Here is a 21,552-nt window from a genome sequence, read left to right as displayed (position 1 = left end):
CCCGTTTTGTTCCACATGAGATATTCCACTTTTGTTCCGCCGTCAAGCCGGGCTGATCGCATGTGTGGAAAACTGCCGAGACCGGACGGTTATCCGGCTGGGCGCTCGTAGGGCCGAACCACGCCCTCGACGAGCGTCACCACCCGGTCCATGCGCTCGGCGAGCGCGAGATTGTGCGTCGCCACGAGCGCCGCCGCGCCCGCGTCGCGACAGGCTGCCCGGAGCGCATCGAAGACCTGGTCTGAGGTGTTCGGGTCGAGATTGCCCGTGGGTTCGTCGGCGAGCAGGATCTGCGGCTTGTTGACGAGCGCCCGCGCGATCGCGACGCGCTGCTGCTCGCCCCCGGAGAGCTGGCCGGGTCGATGCGCGAGGCGCTGGCCGAGACCGAGCGCCTGGAGGCGTTCCATCGCGGCTTCGCGGGCCTCGGAGGCCCGCGCGCCGGCGATGCGGCGCGGCAAAGCCACGTTCTCCAACGCGTCAAGTTCGGGCAGCAAGTGGTGGAACTGATAGACGAAACCGATCTGGCGCCGGCGCACTGCCGTGCGCTGGCGGTCCGACAGCAACAGGCCGTCGCGCCCTTCGATGATCACCTCTCCGGCGGTCGGCTTTTCCAGCAGCGCCGCGGCGTGCAGCAGCGAGGACTTTCCCGAGCCCGACGGGCCGACGAGGCCGACGAGTTCGCCGGGATAAAGGTCGAGATCGGCGCCTCGCAGGACCTCGAGGCGTTCGCCCTCGGTCTCGTAGATGCGCACGAGATTGCGGATCGACAGGGCCGGTTCACTCATAGCGCAGCGCCTCCACCGGATCGATGCGGCTCGCCCGCCAGGACGGCGCCAGAGTCGCCAGCAGCGAGGCCAGGAAAGCGAACAGGGACGCATAGGCGACATCGCTGAACGCCAGGCGCGCCGGCAGGCGGTAGAGCCGGTAGACGCTGGGGTCGAACACATTGACCCCGAACACGAAGCTGAACGCATCCTGGATCGGCCCGATGAAGATGACGGCGAGCATGCCGAGCACGATCCCGGCGATGGTGCCGAGCACGCCGAGCGCGGCGCCCGCGATCAGGAAGATGCGCATGACCGAGCCCTGGCTCATGCCCATCGTGCGCAGCACGGCGATGTCGCGGCTCTTGTTCTTCACCAGCATGACGAGGCCGGAAATGATGTTCATCGCCGCGATCAGCACGATGATGGACAGGACGATGCGCATCATGTTCCGCTCGACCTGGAGCGCGTCCCAGAATTGCTGGTTCTGCTCGCGCCAGTCGAAGACCACGCCCTGGGGGACGAGCTGGCGGATGCGTTCGACCACGGCGTCGGGCTCGCCCGGATTGTCGATGCGCACCTCGATCCGGTCCGGCCCGTCGCGGTTGAAGAAGAGCTCGGCCTGCTCGATCGGCATAAGCACGAGGATGGCGTCGACGTCATGAATGCCCACCGAGGCCACGGCGGCGATCTCGTAGGTCTTCTGACGCGGCAGCGTCCCCATGGGCGTGGCCGCTCCTTCCGGCGAGATGAGCCGGATCTCCTCGCCCACCCCGACGCCGAGCTGGCTGGCGATCTGCGAGCCGATGATGATCTGGTCGCCGCCGTGGCGGCCCTCGCCGAACGTTTCGATGGAGCCGGCGAAATTGCCCTGGGTATAGACCGCCTCGCGATCCTCGCTCCGCTGGAACAGGGCGAAGCGGGACAGGTCAGCCGGCCGCACACCGATGACCTGCGCGAAGGAGGCGCGCCGCCCGGACGTGAGCAGGCCCTGGCCTTCCACCACCGGTCCGGCATAGTTCACGCCGGGCACCGCATTGATGTCGGCCAGGAGGTCGTCGAGCCCGTCGGAGCGCACTTCGGGAGCGTAGACGTAGATGTGGGCCTGCACGCCGAGCAGCCGGCTCAGGAGTTCGTGGCGGAAACCGTTCATCACGCTCATCACGGCGATGAGGGCACCCACGGCCAGCATGATCCCGACGAATGAAATCACCGAGATCAGCGTCACCCCGCCATGCACGCGCTTGGTGCGCAGATAGCGCAAGGCGAGCATGAACTCGACGGCGCTGAAGGGCCCTGCCCCGGTCCGGGAGTTGGTGTCGGCCATGAACAGTGAATCCTCGCGCGCGCGGCTGGCTTCGAAATCCGTTTAGTGGCCGCACCGCCGGGCCGCAAGTGACGCGTTCGTCACCCTCGCGCCGCGTTCGGGCCCAGCATGAATCCGCCGAGATCGATCAGTGCGAACTCCACGACGACGAAATAGACGAGCCAGAAGGCGGCGGTGACGACCGTGGTGAGCCAGGCCTTCTCCTTCAGGCGCGGATCGGCCGGCGCGCCGGGCTCGGAGCCCTCCACGATCTCGCCGGTCTCGTACTGGCCCTGCACGCCCCGCGGCAGGATGGTGAACAGCACCGTCCACCAGGCGATGAGATAGACCACGAGGCCGGAGACGAAGCCGACCCCGTCATTGCGCACGAACAGCTGGGCGATCCACAGCGCCGCGGCGAGCGCGACGAGCGCGATCTGGACGATGCGCCAGCTCAATGGCCACCTCCCGGTTCCTGCATCAGCTCGACGAGCACGCCCCCCGTGTCCTTCGGGTGCACGAAGATGACCGGCACGCCGTGCGCGCCGATATAGGGCTCGCCGGTACCCAGGACAGTGGCGCCGCGCGCGCGCATCGCATCGCGCGCCTCGATGATGTCGGGCACCTCGAAGCACATGTGGTGCTGGCCGCCCTTGGGGTTCTTCTCGAGGAATTTGTGGATCGGGCTGTCCTCGCCCAGCGGCTCGATCAGCTCGATCTGCATGTTCGGCACGGAGACGAAGATCACCTTCACGCCGAGTTTCGGGAAGGCCTTCGCCGGCGTCGCGTCGGTCGCGCCGTAGAGGTCGGCATAGCCCTTCGCCGCGGCCTCGACATCGGGGGTGGCGACGCCGACATGGTTCAGTCGTCCGATCTTCATGTCCCTCTCCCTATCCCGCCAGGACCATCACCTCGACCACGGGCTTCTTCCCCCAGATGCGGTCGGCCTCGCGGCGCACGGCGCGGCGCAGCGCCTCCTCGATGGCCTCGGGATCCTTGCGGTCCTTCTTGCCGAGCCCGTCGAAGGCGTTTTCCGCCGCGTCGGCGAGATCGTCCAGGAAATCGTCGATCGGATAGGTCTCGGTCTCGGGCAGGCCGACGCCGCGAATGTCCGGGCCGGCGAGAAGATGGCCCTTGGCATCGACGCTGAGCGACAGCGCGACCATGCCGGTATGGGCGAGCTTGCGCCGTTCGCGCATGGCGTCACCCTCGGCATCGACCAGCATGTTGCCGTCCAGATAGAGTCGCCCCGAGGGCGCCTCGTCGACGATCTCGGCCCCGTCCCTGGTGATGCGCACCACAGCGCCATTGTGCGGCACGACCGCATAGGGCACCTGCAGGGACTTGGCGAACTCGGCATGCTCGAGCAGATGGCGGCGCTCGCCGTGGACCGGGATCGCCACCGTCGGGCGCGCCCATTCGTACATCTGCTTCAGCTCGCCGCGGCAGGGATGGCCGGAGACGTGCACGTGGCGCTCCTTCTCGGTGATGAGCTTCACGCCGCGGTCAGCGAGCTTGTTCATCAGTTCGAAAATGCCCCGCTCGTTGCCGGGAATGATGCGCGAGGAAAAGATCACGGTGTCGCCTGAGCCCAGCACCACGTTGCGATGGGTGTTCTCGGCGATCCGCGAAAGGGCGGCGCGCGGCTCGCCCTGGCTGCCGGTGCACAGGTAGAGGATCTTGTTCTCCGGGAAATAGCCGGCCTCTTCCTCCTCCACGAAGGGCCTGGCGTTGGCCAGCATGCCGACCGCCTTCGCCGCCGCCGTCATGCGGTGCATGGACCGGCCGACGAGGCATACCCGGCGCCCGTTCGCCTCGGCCGCCTCGATCGCGGTCTGCAGGCGCGCCACGTTGGAGGCGAAGGCGGCGATCGCGACGCGGCCCTTCTGCTCGCCGACGAGCTTGACCAGGTTGTCGCGGACATCGGACTCCGAACCGGACTCGCCCTCCGTGAAGACATTGGTGGAATCGCACACCATCGCCATCACGCCTTCCTCGGCGAGGGCCTCGATGGCCTTCACGTCGGTGGTCTTGCCGAGCAGCGGGTCCGGATCGATCTTCCAGTCCCCGGTATGCAGGACGAGGCCCGCAGGCGTGCGGATCGCCAGCCCGTTAGGCTCCGGGATGGAGTGCGTCAGCGTGATCAGCTGCAGATCGAACGGGCCGATGTCGAGCCGGCTCGACAGACCGATCTCGTGCACCTTCGCCTCGTCCAGGAGGCCGCGCTCGGCCAGCCGGTCGCGCATCAGCCAGGCGGTGAAGGGCGTCGCGTAGATCGGGCAGCGCAGGCGCTCCCACATGTAGGCGACCGCGCCCATGTGGTCCTCGTGGCCATGGGTGAGCACGATCCCCAGGAGATTGTGGCGCTGGTCCTCGATGAAGCTGGGGTCGGGCAGGATGACGTCGATGCCCGGCGTGGAGAGATCGCCGAAGGTCACGCCGAAATCGACGATGAGCCATTTGCGGTCGTGCTCCGGCCCATAGCCGTAGCAATTCAGGTTCATCCCGATTTCTTCCGCCCCGCCGAGGGGCACGAAATAAAGGGCGTCTTTGTCCGCCGTCACGAAGTCAGCCTCTGTTGCGATTCCAGATCTCGTGGAGACCGCGAATGGTCACGTCCGGGTCGTAATGCTCGATCGTCCTCGACGCGCCCTCGAACAGGGAAGCCACGCCCCCGGTTCCGATCACGGTCATGGGCTCGCCATACTCCTCGCGAATCCGGGTCACGAGCCCGTCTATGAGATCGATATAGCCCCAGAACACCCCGGATTTCATGGCGCCCACTGTATTTTTCCCGATCACGCGCACAGGACGCTCGATGGCGATGCGGGGAAGCTGGGCGGCGGCCGTGTGCAGGGCCTGCATCGAGAGATTGATGCCCGGCGCGATGATGCCGCCCTCGAAGGCGCCGTCGGCGGAGACGACGTCGAAGGTCGTTGCCGTACCGGAATCGACGATTATCAGGGCACCATCGTACTTTATCCGGCAGCCCACGGCGTTTACCAGGCGGTCCGCGCCCGCTTCGGAGGGCTTGTCGATGCGCACCTCGACGCCGAGCTCGACTCCCGGCTCGCCGATGACCAGGGGCTGCACCCCGATATAGCGCCGCGACAGGTTTCTCAGGTTGAAGAGCGACTGCGGCACCACCGAGGATATGATGCAGTCGGTGAGATCGGAGAGCGCGAGCTTCTCCATCTTCAGCAGGGCCGAGAGCCAGACCGCGTACTCGTCGGCGGTGCGCGTGGTGTGCGTCGCGGTACGCCACTGCGCGATCCAGCCCTTGCCGTCATGGACGGCGAAGAGCGTGTTGGTGTTGCCTTCGTCGATGGCCAGCAGCATGGCCCGCCCTCCCCTGACCCGTCAGCGCGCCGACGGGAAGAACACATCGCCTGCGGAGATAAACCGTCTCGTGCCGTCGGCCAAATCGAGTCGGAGCGTGCCGTCGGCCATGAGATCGGCGAACACCCCTTCCACGGTCTCGGTGTCGAGCCGGACCGTGCAGCGCTCGCCGAGCCCGTGCGCGCGCGCGAGCCAGGCATCGCGCACCGGGGCGAAGCCGTGATCGCGCCAGCGATTGAGCCAGGCCTCGAAACTGCGCGCCAGCACCTCGACCGCACGCCCGGGCGAAAGCGCGCCGCCATGGGCGGAAAAATCAGTCGCCGGGCGTTCGCTGTCCTCGGGATGGTGGGCGAGATTGATGCCGACGCCGACGGCGAGCCAGAGGCCGCCGCCGGGCCGCTGGCCGGACTCGAGCAGGATGCCGGCGCATTTGCGGCCCGCGATCAGCACGTCGTTGGGCCATTTCAGGCTGACGAGGGCGGGGTCGATGCCGGCCTCGCGCGCGACTTCGGCGACGGCGAGCGCGGCGGCGAAGGAGAGCTGGGCGGCGTTCGCCGCGCCTGTGTCTAGCGTGAAGAGCCCGGTCGCGAAGAGATTGCCGTTCGCGCTGATCCAGGCCCTCCCGCGCCGTCCGCGGCCCGAGGTCTGCGCGTCGGCGCGGATCCACACCGGCCCGCGCTCGCCGGCGAGCGCGCGGCGGCGCGCCTCCTCGTTCGTGGAATCGGTCTCGGCAAGGTGCTCGACGCGCACGCTATCCGCCAAGGGCGCCCCCGGCGCGGATCACCTGGGCGAAGAGCAGCGCCACGAAGGGCAACAGGGCGACCGTTGCGAGGCCCGCGACGCGCGTGACGATCATCACCCCGGCCGGTGCCGGGAGGAACTCGCCGCGCGGCTCGTCGAACCAGACCCGCTTCAGGATGGCGAGATAGTAGGAAATCGACACCACCGAGAAGAGCGCGCCCACGACCGCCAGCCAGATGAGGCCGGCCTCGACCGCGGCATAGAACACGAAGAGCTTGCCGAAGAAGCCGACCAGGAAGGGCATGCCGCCGACCGACAGGAGAAGGCCGGTGATGGCGAGGCCGAGGCCCGGGCGGGTCTGGGCGAGCCCGGAGAGATCCTCCAGGCGCTCCACCATGCCCTCACTGCGGCGCATGGACAGGATCACCCCGAACGTGCCGGCCACGCCGACGACATAGAGCGTCATGTAGAGCAGCACCGCCCAGAGCGCGGTCTGCGTGCCCGCCGCCAGGCCGACCAGCGCGTAACCGACGTTGGCGATGGAGGAATAGGCCATCAGGCGCTTGATGTTGGACTGCATCAGCGCGCCGAACGCGCCGATCCCCATCGACAGGATGGCGAGCACGATCACCACCTGCTGCCACTGGTCGATCATCGCGCCGAACGGCTCGGTCAGCACGCGCGCAACGAGCGCCATGGCGGCGAGCTTGGGCGCGGTGGCAAAGAAGGCCGCGACCGGCGTCGGCGCGCCCTCGTAGACGTCCGGGGTCCACATGTGGAAGGGCGCGGCGGAGATCTTGAAGGCGAGCCCGGAGAGCAGGAACACGAGGCCGAAGACGAGCCCGAGCGCATTGGCGTCGGACTGCGCGGCGAGCGCGATCGCCTCGAACGTCGTGCCTCCGGCAAAGCCGTAGACCAGCGAGGCGCCGTAGAGCAGCAGGCCGGAGGAGAGCGCGCCGAGCACGAAGTATTTCAGGCCCGCTTCGGAAGCGCGCTGGCTGTCGCGGTTGAAGGCCGCGAGGATGTAGAGCGAGAGCGATTGCAGCTCGAGGCCGAGATAGAGCGTGATGAGGTCGTTCGCCGACACCATCAGCGACATGCCGGTGACCGCGAGGATGACGAGCACCGGGTATTCGAAGCGCGCGAGCTTCTCGGTTTCCAGATAGGCCTTCGCCAGCAGCAGTGCCGCGATCGCGGCAAGATAGACCGCGGCCTTGGCGTAGAGCGCGAAGCTGTCGTGGACGAAGGCACCGGCGAACGCCGTCTGTTCGGCGCCCGGCGCGAGGGTCACCGCCGCGACGAGAGCGGCGGCGAGCAGGCCGAGCGCGAGCCAGGTCACGAGGCGCGAGGCCGCCAGATCGTCCTTGCCCCGGAACACGCCGACCATCAGGAGCGCCATCGCGCCGATCGCCAGGATCAGCTCGGGCGTCATCAGATGGAGATCGGCAAGAAGCTGCTGCGCGGTCATGACATCCTGGTCCCTGAAGTGAGCCCTACTGGGCCGGCGCGGCGATCGCGGCCTGGTACTGGTTGATCAGCGCGTTCACCGACGCCTCGGTCGTCTGGGTGATCGGCGTCGTGACGAAGCCGAGATAGACCGCGAGCACGGCGAGGACGCCGAGATTGATCCACTCGCGGCCGTTGAGATCTGTGGCCGTTTCCAGCTTGGTGTTGGTCATCTCCCCGAACACGACCTTCTTGTACATCGTCAGCATGTACATCGCCGACCCGATCACGCCGAGCGCGGCCCCGGCCGCCACCCAGGGCGCGACCATGAAGGCGCCGGTCATGGTCATGATCTCGCCGATGAAGCCGGAGGTGCCCGGCAGGCCGACATTCGCCATGGCGAACAGGCCGAACAGGGCGGCATAGACCGGCATCTTGTGCACGAGACCGCCGTAGAAGCCGATATCGCGCGTGTGGAAGCGGTCGTAGATCACCCCGACGCACAGGAAGAGCGCGCCGGAAATGATGCCGTGGGAGAACATCTGGTAGATCGCGCCCTGCACGCCGAGCTCGGTCATCGTGAACAGGCCGATCGTGACATAGCCCATGTGCGCCACCGAGGAGTAGGCGATGAGCTTCTTGATGTCGGTCTGCCGGAAGGCGACGAGCGAGGTGTAGACGATCGCGACCACCGACAGGACGAAGACCAGCGGCGCGAAATAGGCGCTCGCATCGGGGAACATCGGCAGCGAGAAGCGCAGGAAGCCGTAGCCGCCGAGCTTCAGCAGGATGCCCGCCAGGATCACCGAGCCTGCCGTCGGCGCCTGCACGTGCGCGTCGGGCAGCCAGGTGTGGACCGGCCACATCGGCATCTTCACCGCGAACGAGGCGAAGAAGGCGAGCCACATCCAGATCTGCGCGGTGCGCCCGAACTCGGTCTGCAGGAGCTGGGCGATGTCCGTCGTCCCGGCCTGGGCATACATGAAGATCATCGCGATCAGCATGAGCACCGAGCCGGCGAAGGTGTAGAGGAAGAACTTGAACGCGGCGTAGATCCGGTTCTGTCCGCCCCACACCCCGATGATCAGGAACATCGGGATGAGCGAGCCTTCGAAGAAGATGTAGAACAGGATCAGGTCCAGCGCGCAGAAGATGCCGATGACCAGCGTCTCCAGGAGCAGGAAGGCGGCCATGTACTCGGCGACGCGCTTCTCGATGTTCCAGCTCGCCAGGATGCAGATCGGCATCAGGAAGGCGGTCAGGAGCACGAACAGGATGGACAGCCCGTCCACGCCCATCTTGTAGGAGATGCCGACCTGGGACAGCCAGGCGGCGTTCTCGACGAACTGGAAGCCCGCGACGCCGGTGTCGAACTCGAACATCAGCAGGATCGTGAGCGCGAGCACGAACAGCGTCACGAACAGCGCCACGCCCTTGGCGTTGCGCTCCATCGCGCCGGTGTCCTCGCTGCGCATCAGGCCGCGCAGCACCAGGATGGCGATCGCACCGAGCGCCGGCAGGAAGGTGATCGTGGAGAGGATGGGAAGCTGACCCAGCATTAGACTTTACACCCCGGCTCGGAAAACCAGCCACAGGGTCAGGCCGAGGACCCCGATCAGCATCACGAAGGCGTAGTGGTAGAGATAGCCGGTCTGCACGCGGGAAATCCGCTTCGCGCCGGCCATCACCGTACGCGCGATCCCGTTCGGCCCGAGGCCGTCGATGATCTTCACGTCGCCGACCTTCCAGAACAGATCGCCGAGCCCGCGCGCGCCGCGAACGAAGACGAAATGATAGATCTCGTCGAAATACCACTTGTTCGACAGGAAGGCGTGCACCGGCCCGCCGCGCGCCGCGATCCGGCCCGGCAGTTCCGGGCGCATCAGGTAGAACCAGACCGCCAGCAGGAAGCCCAGCAGCGTCACGCCGACCGGCGTGAACAGAACCCAGACCGGCGGATGGTGGCCGGCGTGCTCCCCGGCATGCTCACCTTCGCCGGCGTGGTACTCGCCCTCGCCTTCGGCCACGGCATGCGCGTCGACATGCTCCTCCTGGCCCGCGGCGTTGGAGACCAGCGGCTCGCCCGGCTCCTCGCTATAACTCTCGCCGTAATTGTATTCGGCATAGGGGCCCGCCGGCAGGGAGTCGCCCCAGAAGGTGAGCGCGCCCTTGCCCACGAAGTCTGACTTGAAGACCGCCCCGGCGAACAGCGCCCCGACCGCGAGCAGGATCAGCGGGATCAGCATGACCGGCGGGGAATCGTGGGCGTGCTTGAGGGTTTCCTCGTCGCCCCGGTACTTGCCGTGGAAGGTCATGAAGATGAGGCGCCAGGAATAGAAGCTCGTCAGGCCGGCCGCCGTGACCCCGATCCAGAAGGCGAGCATGCCGAAGGGCACGCCCTCCATGCCCATCATGAAGGCTTCCTCGATGATCATGTCCTTGGAATAGAAGCCGGCAAAGCCGATGCCGAGCAGCGGGATGCCGACGCCGGTCAGGGCGAGCGTGCCGATGATCATCAGCAGCCAGGTATAGGGCAGCACGTGGCGCGTCCCGCCCATCTTGCGCATGTCCTGCTCGTCGTGCAGGCCGTGGATGACCGACCCCGCGCCGAGGAAGAGCAGCGCCTTGAAGAAGGCGTGCGTGAACAGGTGGAACATCGCGGCGGAGAACAGTCCCAGGCCCGCGGCGAAGAACATGTAGCCGAGCTGGGAACAGGTCGAATAGGCGATGACACGCTTGATGTCGTTCTGTGCCAGCCCCACCGTCGCGGCGAACAGCGCGGTGACCGCCCCGATCACGGTGATGAAGGCCGAGGTCGCCTCGGCAAGTTCGTAGATCGGATAGGCGCGGCAGACCAGGAACACGCCCGCGGTCACCATGGTCGCGGCGTGGATCAGCGCGGACACCGGCGTGGGGCCCTCCATCGCGTCGGGAAGCCAGACGTGGAGGAAGAACTGGGCCGACTTGCCCATCGCGCCGATGAAGAGAAGGAAGGCGATCAGTTCCAGCGCCGGGAAGGTCATCCCGAGGAAGGTCAGAGAGCGCTCCGCGGCGCCGGGCACGGCGGCGAACACCTCGTCGAACTGCACCGAGCCGAACACGAAGAACACCGCCATGATGCCGAGCGCGAAGCCGAAATCGCCGACGCGGTTGGTCACGAAGGCCTTGATGGCCGCGGCGTTCGCGCTCTCCTTCTTGTACCAGAAGCCGATCAGCAGGTAGGAGGCGAGACCGACGCCCTCCCAGCCGAAGAACATCTGGATGAAGTTGTCCGCCGTCACCAGCGAGAGCATGGCGAAGGTGAAGAGCGACAGGTAGGAGAAGAAGCGCGCCCGGTGCGGATCGTGGGACATGTAGCCCCAGGAATAGACGTGCACGAGCGAGGAGACGCTGGTGACCACGACCAGCATGACCGCCGACAGCGTGTCCAGCTTGATCGCCCAGTTCACCTCGAAACTGCCGACCGCCATCCAGCGCGCGATCTCGATGGTGCGCGCATTGCCGCCCACCGCCACGTCGAAGAAGACGAAGACGGAGAGGATCGCCGACAGGATCAGAAGACCCGTCGTGATGGTCATCGCGGCACGGTCGCCGATCTGCTTCTGGAACAGGCCGGCGATGACTGCGCCGAGGAGCGGGCCGAAAACAATCAGATAGGCCATGACTGGCTTAGCCCTTCATCATGTTGATGTGGTCGACGCTGATATCCCCGCGATTGCGGAAGAATACGACGAGGATGGCGAGGCCGACGGCCGCCTCGGCGGCGGCGACGGTCAGGATGAACATCGCGAACACCTGCCCGGTGAGGTCCCCGAGATGGGCCGAGAAGGCGACGAGGTTGATGTTGACGGCGAGCAGGAGGAGCTCGATCGACATCAGCAGGATGATGACGTTCTTGCGGTTCACGAAGATGCCGAACACGCCGATCGTGAACAGGATCGCGGCGACCGCGAGATAGTGTCCGAGGCCGATTTCCATCTATCCGATCCCCTCACCGCGTTTGACGTCGACGACCTCGACCGATTCCTCGCGCGTGCGGCGCACCTGCTTGCCGATATCCTGGCGCTTGACCCCCTCGCGGTGGCGCAGGGTCAGCACGATGGCGCCGATCATGGCGACGAGGAGGACGAGGCCGGCGAGCTGGAAGTACAGGACGTACTCGTCGTAGAGGATGGCACCGAGCGCGGCGACATTGCTGACGCCCTCCGGGGTCGGCGAGCGCAGCGCGGCGCTGGCCGTTTCCGAGGTCGCCCACAGCGAGCCGATCATCGCCAGCTCGATCGCCATGATCAGGGCGACCAGCCCGCCCAGCGGCAGATAGCTCAGGAAGCCCTGGCGCAGCTCGGCGAAGTCGATGTCGAGCATCATCACCACGAACAGGAAGAGCACGGCGACCGCGCCGACATAGACGATGACCAGGATCATCGCCAGGAACTCCGCGCCGAGCAGCACGAACAGGCCCGCGCCGGAAAAGAAGGCGAGGATCAGAAACAGGACCGAGCGCACCGGGTTGCGCGCCGCGACCACCATGAAGGCGGACACGATCGCGACGGCTGCTAGGACGTAAAAGGCCGCTGCCTGAAGCATGAAGCCCCCCAGTGGGAAAAGCGGTTTCGTCGGGTCGGCGGGGCGAAGCGCCCTGCCCTTGATGAGTCGCGCGCCGTAATAGCCTCAGCGATAGCGCGCGTCGAGTTCGAGGTTCCGCGCGATCTCGCGCTCCCACCGGTCGCCGTTCTCCAGGAGCTTCTCCTTGTCGTAGTAGAGCTCCTCGCGGGTCTCGGTGGCGTATTCGAAGTTCGGGCCTTCCACGATGGCATCGACCGGGCAGGCTTCCTGGCAGAAGCCGCAATAGATGCACTTCACCATGTCGATGTCGTAGCGCGTGGTGCGGCGCGAGCCGTCGGCGCGCGGCTCGGCCTCGATGGTGATCGCCTGGGCCGGACAAACCGCCTCGCACAGCTTGCACGCGATGCAGCGCTCTTCCCCGTTGGCGTAGCGGCGAAGTGCGTGCTGGCCGCGGAAGCGCGGGGACAGACGGCCCTTCTCGAAGGGATAGTTCACGGTCGGCTTCTTGCGGAAGAAGTAGTTCATCCCGAGGAAGAAGGCGCCCCAGAAGTCCATCAGGGCCGCGCCGCGCAGGGTCTGGGCAATCCGGTTCATGGTGTCAAACCGCTCCTATAGCGCTAAGCATTGGAATAGACGACGAACCCGCCCATCAGCGCCACGGCCGCGAGCGAGGCGGGCAGGAAGACCTTCCAGCCCAGCCGCATCAGCTGGTCGTAGCGGTAGCGGGGCACGAGCGCCTTCACCATCGCGAACATGAAGAACATCACGAAGACCTTCAGCGCGAACCAGATCACCGGCGGCACCCAGGTCAGCGGCGCGATATCCGCCGGGGGATGCCAGCCGCCCAGGAACAGCACGGTCATCAGCGCGCACATCAGGACGATGTTGAGATACTCGCCGATCATGAACAGGAGGTAGGGCGTGGAGGAGTATTCCACCTGATAGCCCGCCACCAGCTCGGACTCGGCCTCGGGAAGGTCGAAGGGCGGCCGGTTGGTCTCCGCCAGCGCGGAGACGAAGAAGATCACGAAGAGCGGGATCGTCAGCGCGAAGGCCGGCCAGGGCAGCATGTCCAGGCTGAGGATGTGCCAGTTCCAGAAGCCGCCCGACTGCGCCACGACGATCTCGGAGAGGTTCATCGTGCCGGCCATGACCAGGATGGCGACGATCACGAAGCCGATCGAGACCTCGTAGGACACCATCTGCGCGGCCGAGCGCAGCGAACCCAGGAACGGGTATTTCGAGTTCGAGGCCCAGCCCCCGATGATGATGCCGTACACGCCCAGCGAGGAGATCGCGAAGATGTAGAGGATGCCGACATTGATATCGGAGATCACCCAGCCCGGCGCCACCGGCACCACCGCCCAGGAAATGAAGGCGAGGATGAAGGTGATCAGCGGGGCGAGGATGAAGAGCGGCCGGTCCGCGCCCGCCGGCACGATGATCTCCTTAAGCACGAACTTCAGGAAGTCGGCAAAGGACTGCAGCAGGCCGAAGGCGCCCACCACGTTGGGGCCCTTCCTCAGCTGCACCGCCGCCCAGACCTTGCGGTCGAACAGGAGGAGGAAGGCGAGCGAGAGCAGCAGGACGATCATGAAGGCGAGGATCTGGGCCGCGCTCATGAGCGCGCCGCCGATCGGACCGAACTGGGTAACGAACTGGTTCATCGGGCCTTACTCCGCCGCCTGCAGCTCGGCGCGCGCCTCGCGGACCCTCGCGGAGCATTCCGCCATGGTCTTGGAGGCCCGCGCGATCGGGTTCGTCAGATAGAAGTCGGCGATCGCCTCGCCGAACGGGGCATCGGAGACATCGCCCGCCTCGCCGATCCCGGCGACCTCGAACCCGGCCGCGCTCGCCGCCCCGGGGGCGTGATCGATCTGGCCGAACAGCGCAAGCTCCTCGATCAGCCTGGCGCGCAGCGCGTTGAGATCGTTGTAGGGCAGCGTCTTGTCGAGCCTGGCGGACAGGGCGCGGAAGATCGCCCAGTCCTCTTTCGCCTCGCCCTTCGGGAAGACGGCGCGTTCGGCCAGCTGGGCGCGTCCCTCGGTGTTCACGTAGATCCCCGGCTTCTCGGTGTAAGCCGCTGAAGGAAGGATCAGATCGGCGCCCTGAGCGCCCCTGTCACCGTGATGACCGACATAGATGACGAAGGCCTTCTCAAGCCTGGTCATGTCGAGTTCGTCGGCGCCGAGCAGGACGACCGTCGCGATCTCGCCGGCCTCGGCCGCGTCGAGGATCTCGCGGGTGGTCTTGCCGCCCTCGCCCGGAACGAAGCCGAGATCGAGGCCGCCGACGCGGCTCGCGGCGGTCTGCAGCACGTTGAAGCCGTTCCAGCCTTCCCTGACCGCGCCGATCGCGTCGGCAAGCTCGCCCGCCGCGCGCAGGATCTGCGGGCCGTCCTCGCGGGCGAGCGCACCGGCGCCGACGATGATCATCGGGCGCTCGGCGTCCTTCAGCGTCTTGATGAAGCCCGAGCGCTTGCGGCTCAGCGCGGCGATGTCGGCGGGCTTGTCGCCGAGATGCTCGTACTCGTAGGTCAGGTCCACGGCCGCGCCGATCAGGCCGATCTTCATGTCGGAATTGAGCCAGCGCTGGCGGATGCGGGCGTTGAGCACCGCAGCCTCGAGGCGCGGATTGACGCCGATCATCAAGATCGCGTCGGCCTTGTTCACCCCGGCGAAGGTGGAGTTGAACAGATAGCTCTCGCGCGGGCCGGTGCCGACCTTGGCCCCGTCCTGGCGGCAATCGATGTTCTTCACGCCGAGCGCGTCGAACAGGTCCTTGGCCGCCTTCAGGCCCTCGACCTCGTTCATGTCGCCGGCAATCACGCCGACGGTCTCGGGCTTGCCGGAGAGGCGTTCGGCGGCGAGCTGCAGCGCGGTCGGCCAGTCGATCGGCTTCAGCCTGCCGTTCTCGCGCGCATAGGGCCGGTCCAGGCGCTGGCGCCCCAGCCCGTCCCACACGAAGCGGGTCTTGTCGGAGATCCACTCCTCGTTCACGTCCTCGTGCAGGCGCGGCATGATGCGCAGCACCGCCCCGCCCCGGCTGTCGACGCGGATGTTGGAGCCGACCGCGTCCATCACGTCCACCGTCTCGGTCTTCGTCAGCTCCCAGGGCCGCGCGTTGAAGGCGTAGGGCCGCGAGGTGAGCGCGCCCACGGGGCAGAGATCGATGACGTTGCCGGAGAGCTCCGAGGTCATCGATTTTTCGAGATAGGTCGTGATCTCCATGTCCTCGCCGCGCCCGATGGCGCCGAGCTCGGACACGCCCGCGATCTCGGTGGCGAAGCGGATGCAGCGCGTGCACTGGATGCAGCGGGTCATCATCGTCTTGATCAGCGGGCCCATGTACTTGTCTTCGACCGCGCGCTTGTTCTCCGCATAGCGCGAGCCCGAGCGGCCGTAGGCCATGGACTGGTCCTGCAGGTCGCATTCCCCGCCCTGGTCGCAGATCGGGCAGTCGAGCGGGTGGTTGATGAGCAGGAACTCCATCACCCCCTCGCGCGCCTTCTTGACCAGCGGGGAAAGCGTGCGCATGGCCGGCGGCTCGCCGTTCGGCCCGCCGCGCATGTCCTTGACGAGGAAGGCGCACGAGGCCACGGGCTTGGGCGCGCCGACGAGCTCGACCAGGCACATCCGGCAATTGCCGGCGACCGACAGGCGCTCGTGATAGCAGAAGCGCGGGATTTCCCGGCCGGCCGCCTCGGCCGCCTGCAGCAGGTTATACTCCTGCGGGACGGTGACTTCCTCGCCGTCGATGACGATGGTGCGCGTGTTCTCAGACATCTCTCGTCCCTACTCCGCCGCCACAGGCGCCTGCACGAACACCGGACGTCCGGCGCGGTAATTCTCGATGCGCTCTTCGATCTCGTGGCGGAAATGGCGGATGAGCCCCTGCACCGGCCAGGCCGCCGCGTCGCCGAGCGCGCAGATCGTGTGGCCTTCCACCTGGCCCGCGACATCGAGCAGATCGTCGATCTCGCTGGTTTCCGCCTCGCCGCGCGCCATGCGTTCCAGCACGCGCCACATCCAGCCGGTGCCTTCCCGGCACGGCGTGCACTGGCCGCAGCTCTCGTGCTTGTAGAAATAGCTGATCCGCGCGATCGCCTTCACCACGTCGGTGGACTTGTCCATGACGATGACCGCGGCGGTGCCAAGACCCGTCTTGTGTTCCTTCAGCGCGTCGAAATCTAGCAGCACGTCGTCGCAGATCTCCTTCGGGATCAGCGGCACCGACGATCCCCCGGGGATGACGGCCTTGAGATTGTCCCAGCCCCCGCGCACGCCGCCGGCATAGGAGTCGATGAGGGTGCGAAGCGGGATGCTCATCGCCTCCTCGATATTGCACGGCGCGTTCACATGGCCGGAGATCGAGAAGATCTTGGTGCCGGTATTGCCCTCGCGCCCGAAGCCGGCGAACCACTCCTTGCCGCGGCGCAATATGGTCGGCACGACCGCGATGGATTCCACGTTGTTGACCGTGGTGGGGCAGCCATAGAGGCCGGCATTGGCCGGAAACGGCGGCTTGAGGCGCGGCTGGCCCTTCTTGCCTTCCAGGCTCTCCAGGAGCGCGGTCTCTTCCCCGCAGATATAGGCCCCGGCGCCGTGGTGGACGTAGAGGTCGAAATCCCAGCCGTGGACGTTGTCCTTGCCGATGAGCCTGGCCTCGTAGGCCTCGGCGATCGCCGCCTCCAGGCGTTCGCGCTCGAGCACGTACTCGCCGCGGATATAGATGTAGCACTCGTGGGCCTGCATCGCGAAGGACGCGATCAGGCAGCCCTCGATCAGGTGATGGGGATCATGGCGCATGATCTCCCGGTCCTTGCACGTGCCCGGCTCGGACTCGTCGGCATTGACCACGAGATAGTGCGGACGCGCGCCCACCTCCTTCGGCATGAAGGACCATTTCAGCCCCGTCGGGAAGCCGGCGCCGCCCCGGCCGCGCAGGCCGGAACCCTTCACCTCGCCGATGATCCAGTCGCGGCCCTCTTCCAGCATCTCCCGGGTCATGTTCCAGCAGCCGCGCTGCTTCGCACCGGCCAGGCGCCAGTCGTGATGACCGTAGAGATTGGTGAAGATGCGGTCCTTGTCCTGCAGAAGCTGGGTCATGACCTATTCGTCCTTCTTGCCGGGCTTCTTCGGCGCAGCTTTCTTCGGCGTGGCCTTCTTCTTCACGACGGGCGAGTCCGGCTTGTCGGGATCGGCCATCTTCGGCGCCTTGGGCCGCCCGGCGGGCTTGGTGGCTTCCGCCTTGTCCTTCGGCGCCGGCTTGGCGATCGCCTTGCCCCGCTTCTCCTCGGTTTCGTGGCGCTCGTCGGAGACCTTCTTGGTCTTCGCCGCAGGCTCCTCGGCCTTTCCCTTGCCGCTCGGCAGCGCGCCCAACGGCTTCGCGCGCGAGCCGTCGAACAGGCTTTCCTCGGCGAGGACCTTCTGCCTGGCCTTCGTCGGCTCGGAGGACTTGCGCCCCGTCACAGGGCCCTGCTCGATGGACTTGCCCGCCGCGAGGTCGTCGAGGATGGCCTCGAGGTCCTTCGCGGTGAGGTCCTCGTAATAGTAATCCCCGTCGGCATTGGAGATCTGCACCATCGGCGCGTTCGCGCAGGCGCCGAGACACTCGACCTCCTCCCAGCTGAACTTGCCGTCGGCGGTCACGTTGCCGCGGCCCTTCTTGCCGATGCGCGTCTCGCACACGGCCTTCAGGTCGTCCGCGCCGCGCAGCCAGCACGGCGTCGTGCCGCAGACCTGGATCAGGTGCTCGCCGACCGGTTCCAGGTTGAACATGGTGTAGAAGGTCGCGACCTCGTAGACGCGGATGTACGGCATCCCGAGGCGGTTCGCGATGTCGCGGATGGCAGGCTCGGAGACCCAGCCCTCCTGCTTCTGGGCGAGCCAGAGCAGCGGGATCACCGCGGAGGCTTTACGGTCTTCCGGATACTTGTTCATCCAGAACGCAACCTTTTTCTCGCTCGCCTTCGAAAAGGCGAAGCTTTCAGGCTGCTCTTCTGCGAGTCGGCGAACGCTCATCGCTTACTCTTCTCTCAGGAATTCGACGCGGGCGATGCGCCCGTTCTCGATCGTGTAGATGACGATGACCTCGACCGGTGCCGCGGCGGGGCCGTTCACCCAGGCGCGCTCGTGATCGACGACGCGATTGCCGAGGACGCTGCGATGCAGGATCTCGGCCCGCAGTCCCTCGGTCTCGAAGCGTTGCGCATAGCGCGCGCGGAACGCCTCGCGCCCTTCGAGGACGAGCTGCCCGGGATAGGTGTAGACCTCGACATCCTCGGCATAGACCGCGACGAAGGCCTCCAGGTCGCGCGCGTTGTACGCGTCGAGCTGGGCCTGCGCCAGGGCTTGCGGCGAGGGATCGCTCAGGGCGAGCGCGATGGAGGCGGCGATGGTCATCACCGGTCGACCTCCCCGAACACGATGTCGAGCGAGCCGAGGATGGCCGAGACGTCGGCCAGCATGTGGCCCTTGTTCAGGTGATCCATGGCGGCCAGGTGGGCAAAACCCGGCGCGCGGATCTTCAGCCGGTAAGGCTTGTTGGTGCCGTCGGCGATCATGTAGACGCCGAACTCGCCCTTGGGCGCCTCCACGGCGGCATAGGCCTCGCCCTCGGGCACGTGTATGCCCTCGGTGTAGAGCTTGAAGTGGTGGATGAGCGCTTCCATCGAGCGCTTCATCTCCGCGCGGCGCGGCGGGGCCCACTTGGTGTCGGTGGGCAGCACCTCGCCCTGGTTCTCGTCCCTGGAGAGCCATTCGCAGCATTGCTGCATGATCTTCACCGACTCGCGCATCTCCTCCATGCGGCAGAGATAGCGGTCGTAATTGTCGCCGTTCTTGCCGAGCGGGATCTTGAACTCCAGCTCGTCATAGACCTCGTAGGGCTGGGCGCGCCGCAGATCCCAGGCGATGCCCGAACCGCGCACCATCACGCCGGAAAAGCCCCAGGCGAGCGCATCCTCCTTGCTGACGACGCCGATATCGACATTGCGCTGCTTGAAGATCCGGTTGTCGGTCAGCAGCGTGTCGAGTTCGTCGACGAATTTCGGGAACTGCTCGCACCAGGCGGCGATGTCGTCGATCAGCTTCTGCGGCAGGTCCTGATGAACCCCGCCCTGGCGGAAATAATGGGCGTGCATGCGCGCGCCCGAGGCCCGCTCGTAGAAGATCATCAGCTTCTCGCGCTCCTCGAACCCCCAGAGCGGCGGGGTGAGCGCGCCGACATCCATCGCCTGCGTCGTGATGTTGAGCAGGTGGTTGAGGATCCGGCCGATCTCGCAATAGAGCACGCGGATATAGCTCGCGCGCTTGGGCACCGGGATGCCGGCCAGGCGCTCGGCGGCCAGGCAGAAGGCGTGCTCCTGGTTCATCGGCGCGACATAGTCGAGCCGGTCGAAATAGCCGATGCCCTGCAGATAGGTCTTGTGCTCCAGGAGCTTCTCGGTGCCGCGGTGCAGAAGGCCGATATGGGGGTCGACGCGCTCGATCACCTCGCCGTCCATCTCAAGGATGAGGCGCAGCACGCCGTGCGCGGCCGGGTGGACCGGGCCGAAGTTGATCGTGAAATTGCGGATATCCGTCTCGGCCATCTCTTAAGCCTTCCCCTCCGCCTTCTCGTCGCCGGGCAGCACGTATTTCGCGCCTTCCCAGGGGCTGAGGAAATCGAAATCGCGATAGTCCTGCACCAGCTCGACCGGCTCGTGGACCACCCGCTTCTGCTCCTCGTCGTAGCGCACCTGGACGAAGCCGGTGAGCGGGAAGTCCTTCCTCAGCGGATAGCCGTGGAAGCCGTAATCGGTGAGGATGCGGCGCAGGTCCGGGTGGTTGTCGAACAGGATGCCGTACATGTCGAAGGCTTCGCGCTCGAACCAGTTCGCCGCCGGGAACAGCTCGGTGATGGACTCCACCGGGGTGTCCTCGTCGGTCCACACCTTCACCCGGATCCGGTGGTTCTTGTGCATCGACAGGAGGTGGTAGACGACGTCGAAGCGCTGGGTGCGGCTCGGCCAGTCGACCCCGCAGATATCGATCAGCGTGGTGAAGCGGCAGGCCGGGTCGTCGCGCAGGAAGCGGATTACCTTGACCACACGGTCGCGATGGATCGTCACGGTCAGCTCGCCGCGATCGACGACCCACTCGCGCACGTCGTTTTCCAGCGCGCTCGCGATGTGCTCGCCGAGTTCTTTCAGGGCTTCGGACATCTCTTTCCCCTAGCGCTCGATCGAGCCTTCGCGGCGGATCTTCTTCTGCAGCTGCAGGATGCCGTAGATCAGCGCCTCGGCCGTCGGCGGGCAGCCCGGCACGTAGATGTCGACCGGCACGATGCGGTCGCATCCGCGCACCACCGAGTAGGAATAGTGGTAATACCCCCCGCCATTGGCGCAGCTGCCCATCGAGATGACATAGCGCGGCTCGGGCATCTGGTCGTAGACCTTGCGAAGCGCGGGGGCCATCTTGTTGGTGAGCGTGCCGGCGACGATCATCACGTCGGACTGGCGCGGCGAGCCGCGGGGCGCGGCGCCGAAACGCTCGATATCGTAGCGCGGCATGGAGGCCTGCATCATCTCCACCGCGCAGCACGCCAGGCCGAACGTCATCCACATCAGCGAGCCGGTGCGCGCCCAGGTGATGAGATCATCCGCGCGCGCGACCAGGAAGCCCTTGTCGGCGAGCTGGTCGGAGAGCCCGTCGAAGAAGGGATCGTGCTTCTTCGGATCGTAGAGCGGGGTTTTCGCGCGCGCTCCGGATCCGGCGGGAAGGGTCGTGTCAGCCATGCCTCACTCCCAGTCCAGCGCGCCTTTGCGCCATTCGTAGAGGAAACCGATGGTCAGCACCCCGAGGAAGACCATCATCGACCAGAAGGCGAAGAGGTTGCCCTCGAACACCGGGAATATCCACGGGAAGAGGAAGGCGACCTCCAGGTCGAAGATGATGAACAGGATGGCCACGAGGTAGAATCGCACGTCGAACTTCATGCGCGCGTCGTCGAAGGCGTTGAAGCCGCACTCGTAAACCGAGACCTTTTCCGGGTCCGGGTCGGAGGGGGCGAGCACGAAGGCGGCGAGGATGAAGGCCACGCCCATGATCGCGGCGATGCCGAGGAAGATGAGGATCGGCAGATATTCGAGGAGAAGCGCGTTCATCCGCTCTTTCGAAGCCTTTCTCGTCGTGGGACCGGTCGGCGATCGCGCCCGGCGCGCCGGACGGCCGCGCGAGCGCGCACACCCCGACTCCCGGGGCGCGGTCGGGGCGGAAACTAGTGCGAGCCCTGTTGCGCCGCAAGCCGAAAAGCCTGCGGCTCACAGCCGCTATTGCAGCGTAAATGCAAGTAATTGCGAACGGTTTGCAATATTGGCCGGAGGCGGGGTGGAGGGCGCGTCAGCTG

General features: G+C 66.3%; 22 protein-coding genes. All 22 read right to left on the bottom strand.

What is annotated here, in order from left to right; translation table 11 throughout:
• Nucleotides 1–89: 89 nt before the first annotated feature.
• Entirely contained in the window at nucleotides 90–785 is a 696-nt protein-coding gene (locus JW792_RS03875; RefSeq protein WP_135997377.1) for an ABC transporter ATP-binding protein, read from the bottom strand.
• Nucleotides 778–2,091, bottom strand: a complete 1,314-nt coding sequence (locus JW792_RS03870; protein WP_135997376.1) for a lipoprotein-releasing ABC transporter permease subunit — start codon at nucleotides 2,089–2,091, stop codon at nucleotides 778–780. Before JW792_RS03870 ends, JW792_RS03875 begins: the two co-directional genes overlap by 8 nt.
• Nucleotides 2,092–2,171: 80 nt before the next feature.
• A complete protein-coding gene (locus tag JW792_RS03865) occupies nucleotides 2,172–2,528 on the bottom strand; it encodes a DUF1467 family protein (protein WP_241095051.1) in 357 nt (118 codons plus the stop codon).
• The gene (gene mce, locus JW792_RS03860) at nucleotides 2,525–2,950 is read right to left on the bottom strand and encodes a methylmalonyl-CoA epimerase (RefSeq protein WP_135997375.1); all 426 of its coding nucleotides are present in this window, start codon (nucleotides 2,948–2,950) and stop codon (nucleotides 2,525–2,527) included. Before mce ends, JW792_RS03865 begins: the two co-directional genes overlap by 4 nt.
• Nucleotides 2,951–2,960: 10 nt before the next feature.
• Nucleotides 2,961–4,574 (bottom strand): ribonuclease J, encoded by a 1,614-nt coding sequence (locus JW792_RS03855; RefSeq protein WP_135997374.1) that lies wholly within the window; start codon nucleotides 4,572–4,574, stop codon nucleotides 2,961–2,963.
• A gap of 64 nt (nucleotides 4,575–4,638) precedes the next feature.
• A complete protein-coding gene (locus JW792_RS03850) occupies nucleotides 4,639–5,409 on the bottom strand; it encodes a type III pantothenate kinase (protein WP_135997373.1) in 771 nt (256 codons plus the stop codon).
• Between the two features lie 21 nt (nucleotides 5,410–5,430).
• The gene (locus JW792_RS03845; protein ID WP_135997372.1) at nucleotides 5,431–6,171 is read right to left on the bottom strand and encodes a biotin--[acetyl-CoA-carboxylase] ligase; all 741 of its coding nucleotides are present in this window, start codon (nucleotides 6,169–6,171) and stop codon (nucleotides 5,431–5,433) included.
• Nucleotides 6,161–7,618, bottom strand: a complete 1,458-nt coding sequence (gene nuoN, locus JW792_RS03840) for an NADH-quinone oxidoreductase subunit NuoN (protein WP_135997371.1) — start codon at nucleotides 7,616–7,618, stop codon at nucleotides 6,161–6,163. The genes JW792_RS03845 and nuoN overlap by 11 nt, the downstream gene beginning before the upstream one ends.
• Nucleotides 7,619–7,643: 25 nt before the next feature.
• On the bottom strand, nucleotides 7,644–9,155 hold the full coding sequence (locus tag JW792_RS03835; RefSeq protein WP_135997370.1) for an NADH-quinone oxidoreductase subunit M: 1,512 nt from the start codon (nucleotides 9,153–9,155) through the stop codon (nucleotides 7,644–7,646).
• Between the two features lie 6 nt (nucleotides 9,156–9,161).
• Complete coding sequence (nuoL, locus tag JW792_RS03830) at nucleotides 9,162–11,258, bottom strand: NADH-quinone oxidoreductase subunit L (RefSeq protein WP_135997369.1); 2,097 nt, start codon at nucleotides 11,256–11,258, stop codon at nucleotides 9,162–9,164.
• Between the two features lie 7 nt (nucleotides 11,259–11,265).
• Nucleotides 11,266–11,574 (bottom strand): NADH-quinone oxidoreductase subunit NuoK, encoded by a 309-nt coding sequence (gene nuoK / locus JW792_RS03825; protein ID WP_135997368.1) that lies wholly within the window; start codon nucleotides 11,572–11,574, stop codon nucleotides 11,266–11,268.
• Complete coding sequence (locus JW792_RS03820) at nucleotides 11,575–12,183, bottom strand: NADH-quinone oxidoreductase subunit J (protein WP_135997367.1); 609 nt, start codon at nucleotides 12,181–12,183, stop codon at nucleotides 11,575–11,577. It abuts the gene before it with no gap.
• A gap of 84 nt (nucleotides 12,184–12,267) precedes the next feature.
• Complete coding sequence (nuoI, locus tag JW792_RS03815) at nucleotides 12,268–12,756, bottom strand: NADH-quinone oxidoreductase subunit NuoI (RefSeq protein WP_135997366.1); 489 nt, start codon at nucleotides 12,754–12,756, stop codon at nucleotides 12,268–12,270.
• 23 nt (nucleotides 12,757–12,779) lie between these two features.
• Nucleotides 12,780–13,829, bottom strand: a complete 1,050-nt coding sequence (gene nuoH, locus JW792_RS03810) for an NADH-quinone oxidoreductase subunit NuoH (RefSeq protein ID WP_135997365.1) — start codon at nucleotides 13,827–13,829, stop codon at nucleotides 12,780–12,782.
• Nucleotides 13,830–13,835: 6 nt separating this feature from the next.
• Complete coding sequence (gene nuoG / locus JW792_RS03805) at nucleotides 13,836–15,947, bottom strand: NADH-quinone oxidoreductase subunit NuoG (protein ID WP_135997364.1); 2,112 nt, start codon at nucleotides 15,945–15,947, stop codon at nucleotides 13,836–13,838.
• Between the two features lie 9 nt (nucleotides 15,948–15,956).
• Nucleotides 15,957–17,270, bottom strand: coding sequence for an NADH-quinone oxidoreductase subunit NuoF (gene nuoF / locus JW792_RS03800; RefSeq protein WP_135997363.1), 1,314 nt, complete (start codon nucleotides 17,268–17,270; stop codon nucleotides 15,957–15,959).
• A 3-nt stretch (nucleotides 17,271–17,273) separates the two neighbouring features.
• The gene (gene nuoE / locus JW792_RS03795) at nucleotides 17,274–18,185 is read right to left on the bottom strand and encodes an NADH-quinone oxidoreductase subunit NuoE (RefSeq protein WP_135997362.1); all 912 of its coding nucleotides are present in this window, start codon (nucleotides 18,183–18,185) and stop codon (nucleotides 17,274–17,276) included.
• Between the two features lie 3 nt (nucleotides 18,186–18,188).
• Complete coding sequence (locus JW792_RS03790; RefSeq protein ID WP_135997361.1) at nucleotides 18,189–18,566, bottom strand: nuclear transport factor 2 family protein; 378 nt, start codon at nucleotides 18,564–18,566, stop codon at nucleotides 18,189–18,191.
• Complete coding sequence (locus JW792_RS03785) at nucleotides 18,566–19,756, bottom strand: NADH-quinone oxidoreductase subunit D (RefSeq protein WP_135997360.1); 1,191 nt, start codon at nucleotides 19,754–19,756, stop codon at nucleotides 18,566–18,568. Before JW792_RS03785 ends, JW792_RS03790 begins: the two co-directional genes overlap by 1 nt.
• Before the next feature lie 3 nt (nucleotides 19,757–19,759).
• Entirely contained in the window at nucleotides 19,760–20,368 is a 609-nt protein-coding gene (locus JW792_RS03780) for an NADH-quinone oxidoreductase subunit C (RefSeq protein ID WP_135997359.1), read from the bottom strand.
• A gap of 9 nt (nucleotides 20,369–20,377) precedes the next feature.
• Nucleotides 20,378–20,941 (bottom strand): NuoB/complex I 20 kDa subunit family protein, encoded by a 564-nt coding sequence (locus JW792_RS03775; protein WP_135997358.1) that lies wholly within the window; start codon nucleotides 20,939–20,941, stop codon nucleotides 20,378–20,380.
• A 3-nt stretch (nucleotides 20,942–20,944) separates the two neighbouring features.
• Nucleotides 20,945–21,310 (bottom strand): NADH-quinone oxidoreductase subunit A, encoded by a 366-nt coding sequence (locus JW792_RS03770; RefSeq protein WP_135997357.1) that lies wholly within the window; start codon nucleotides 21,308–21,310, stop codon nucleotides 20,945–20,947.
• Nucleotides 21,311–21,552 lie beyond the last annotated feature (242 nt).

Source organism: Marinicauda algicola, from assembly GCF_017161425.1.
Classification (GTDB): Bacteria; Pseudomonadota; Alphaproteobacteria; order Caulobacterales; family Maricaulaceae; genus Marinicauda; species Marinicauda algicola.
Note: the sequence above shows the minus strand (reverse complement) of the source record. Positions and strands in the feature narration are given on the sequence as shown.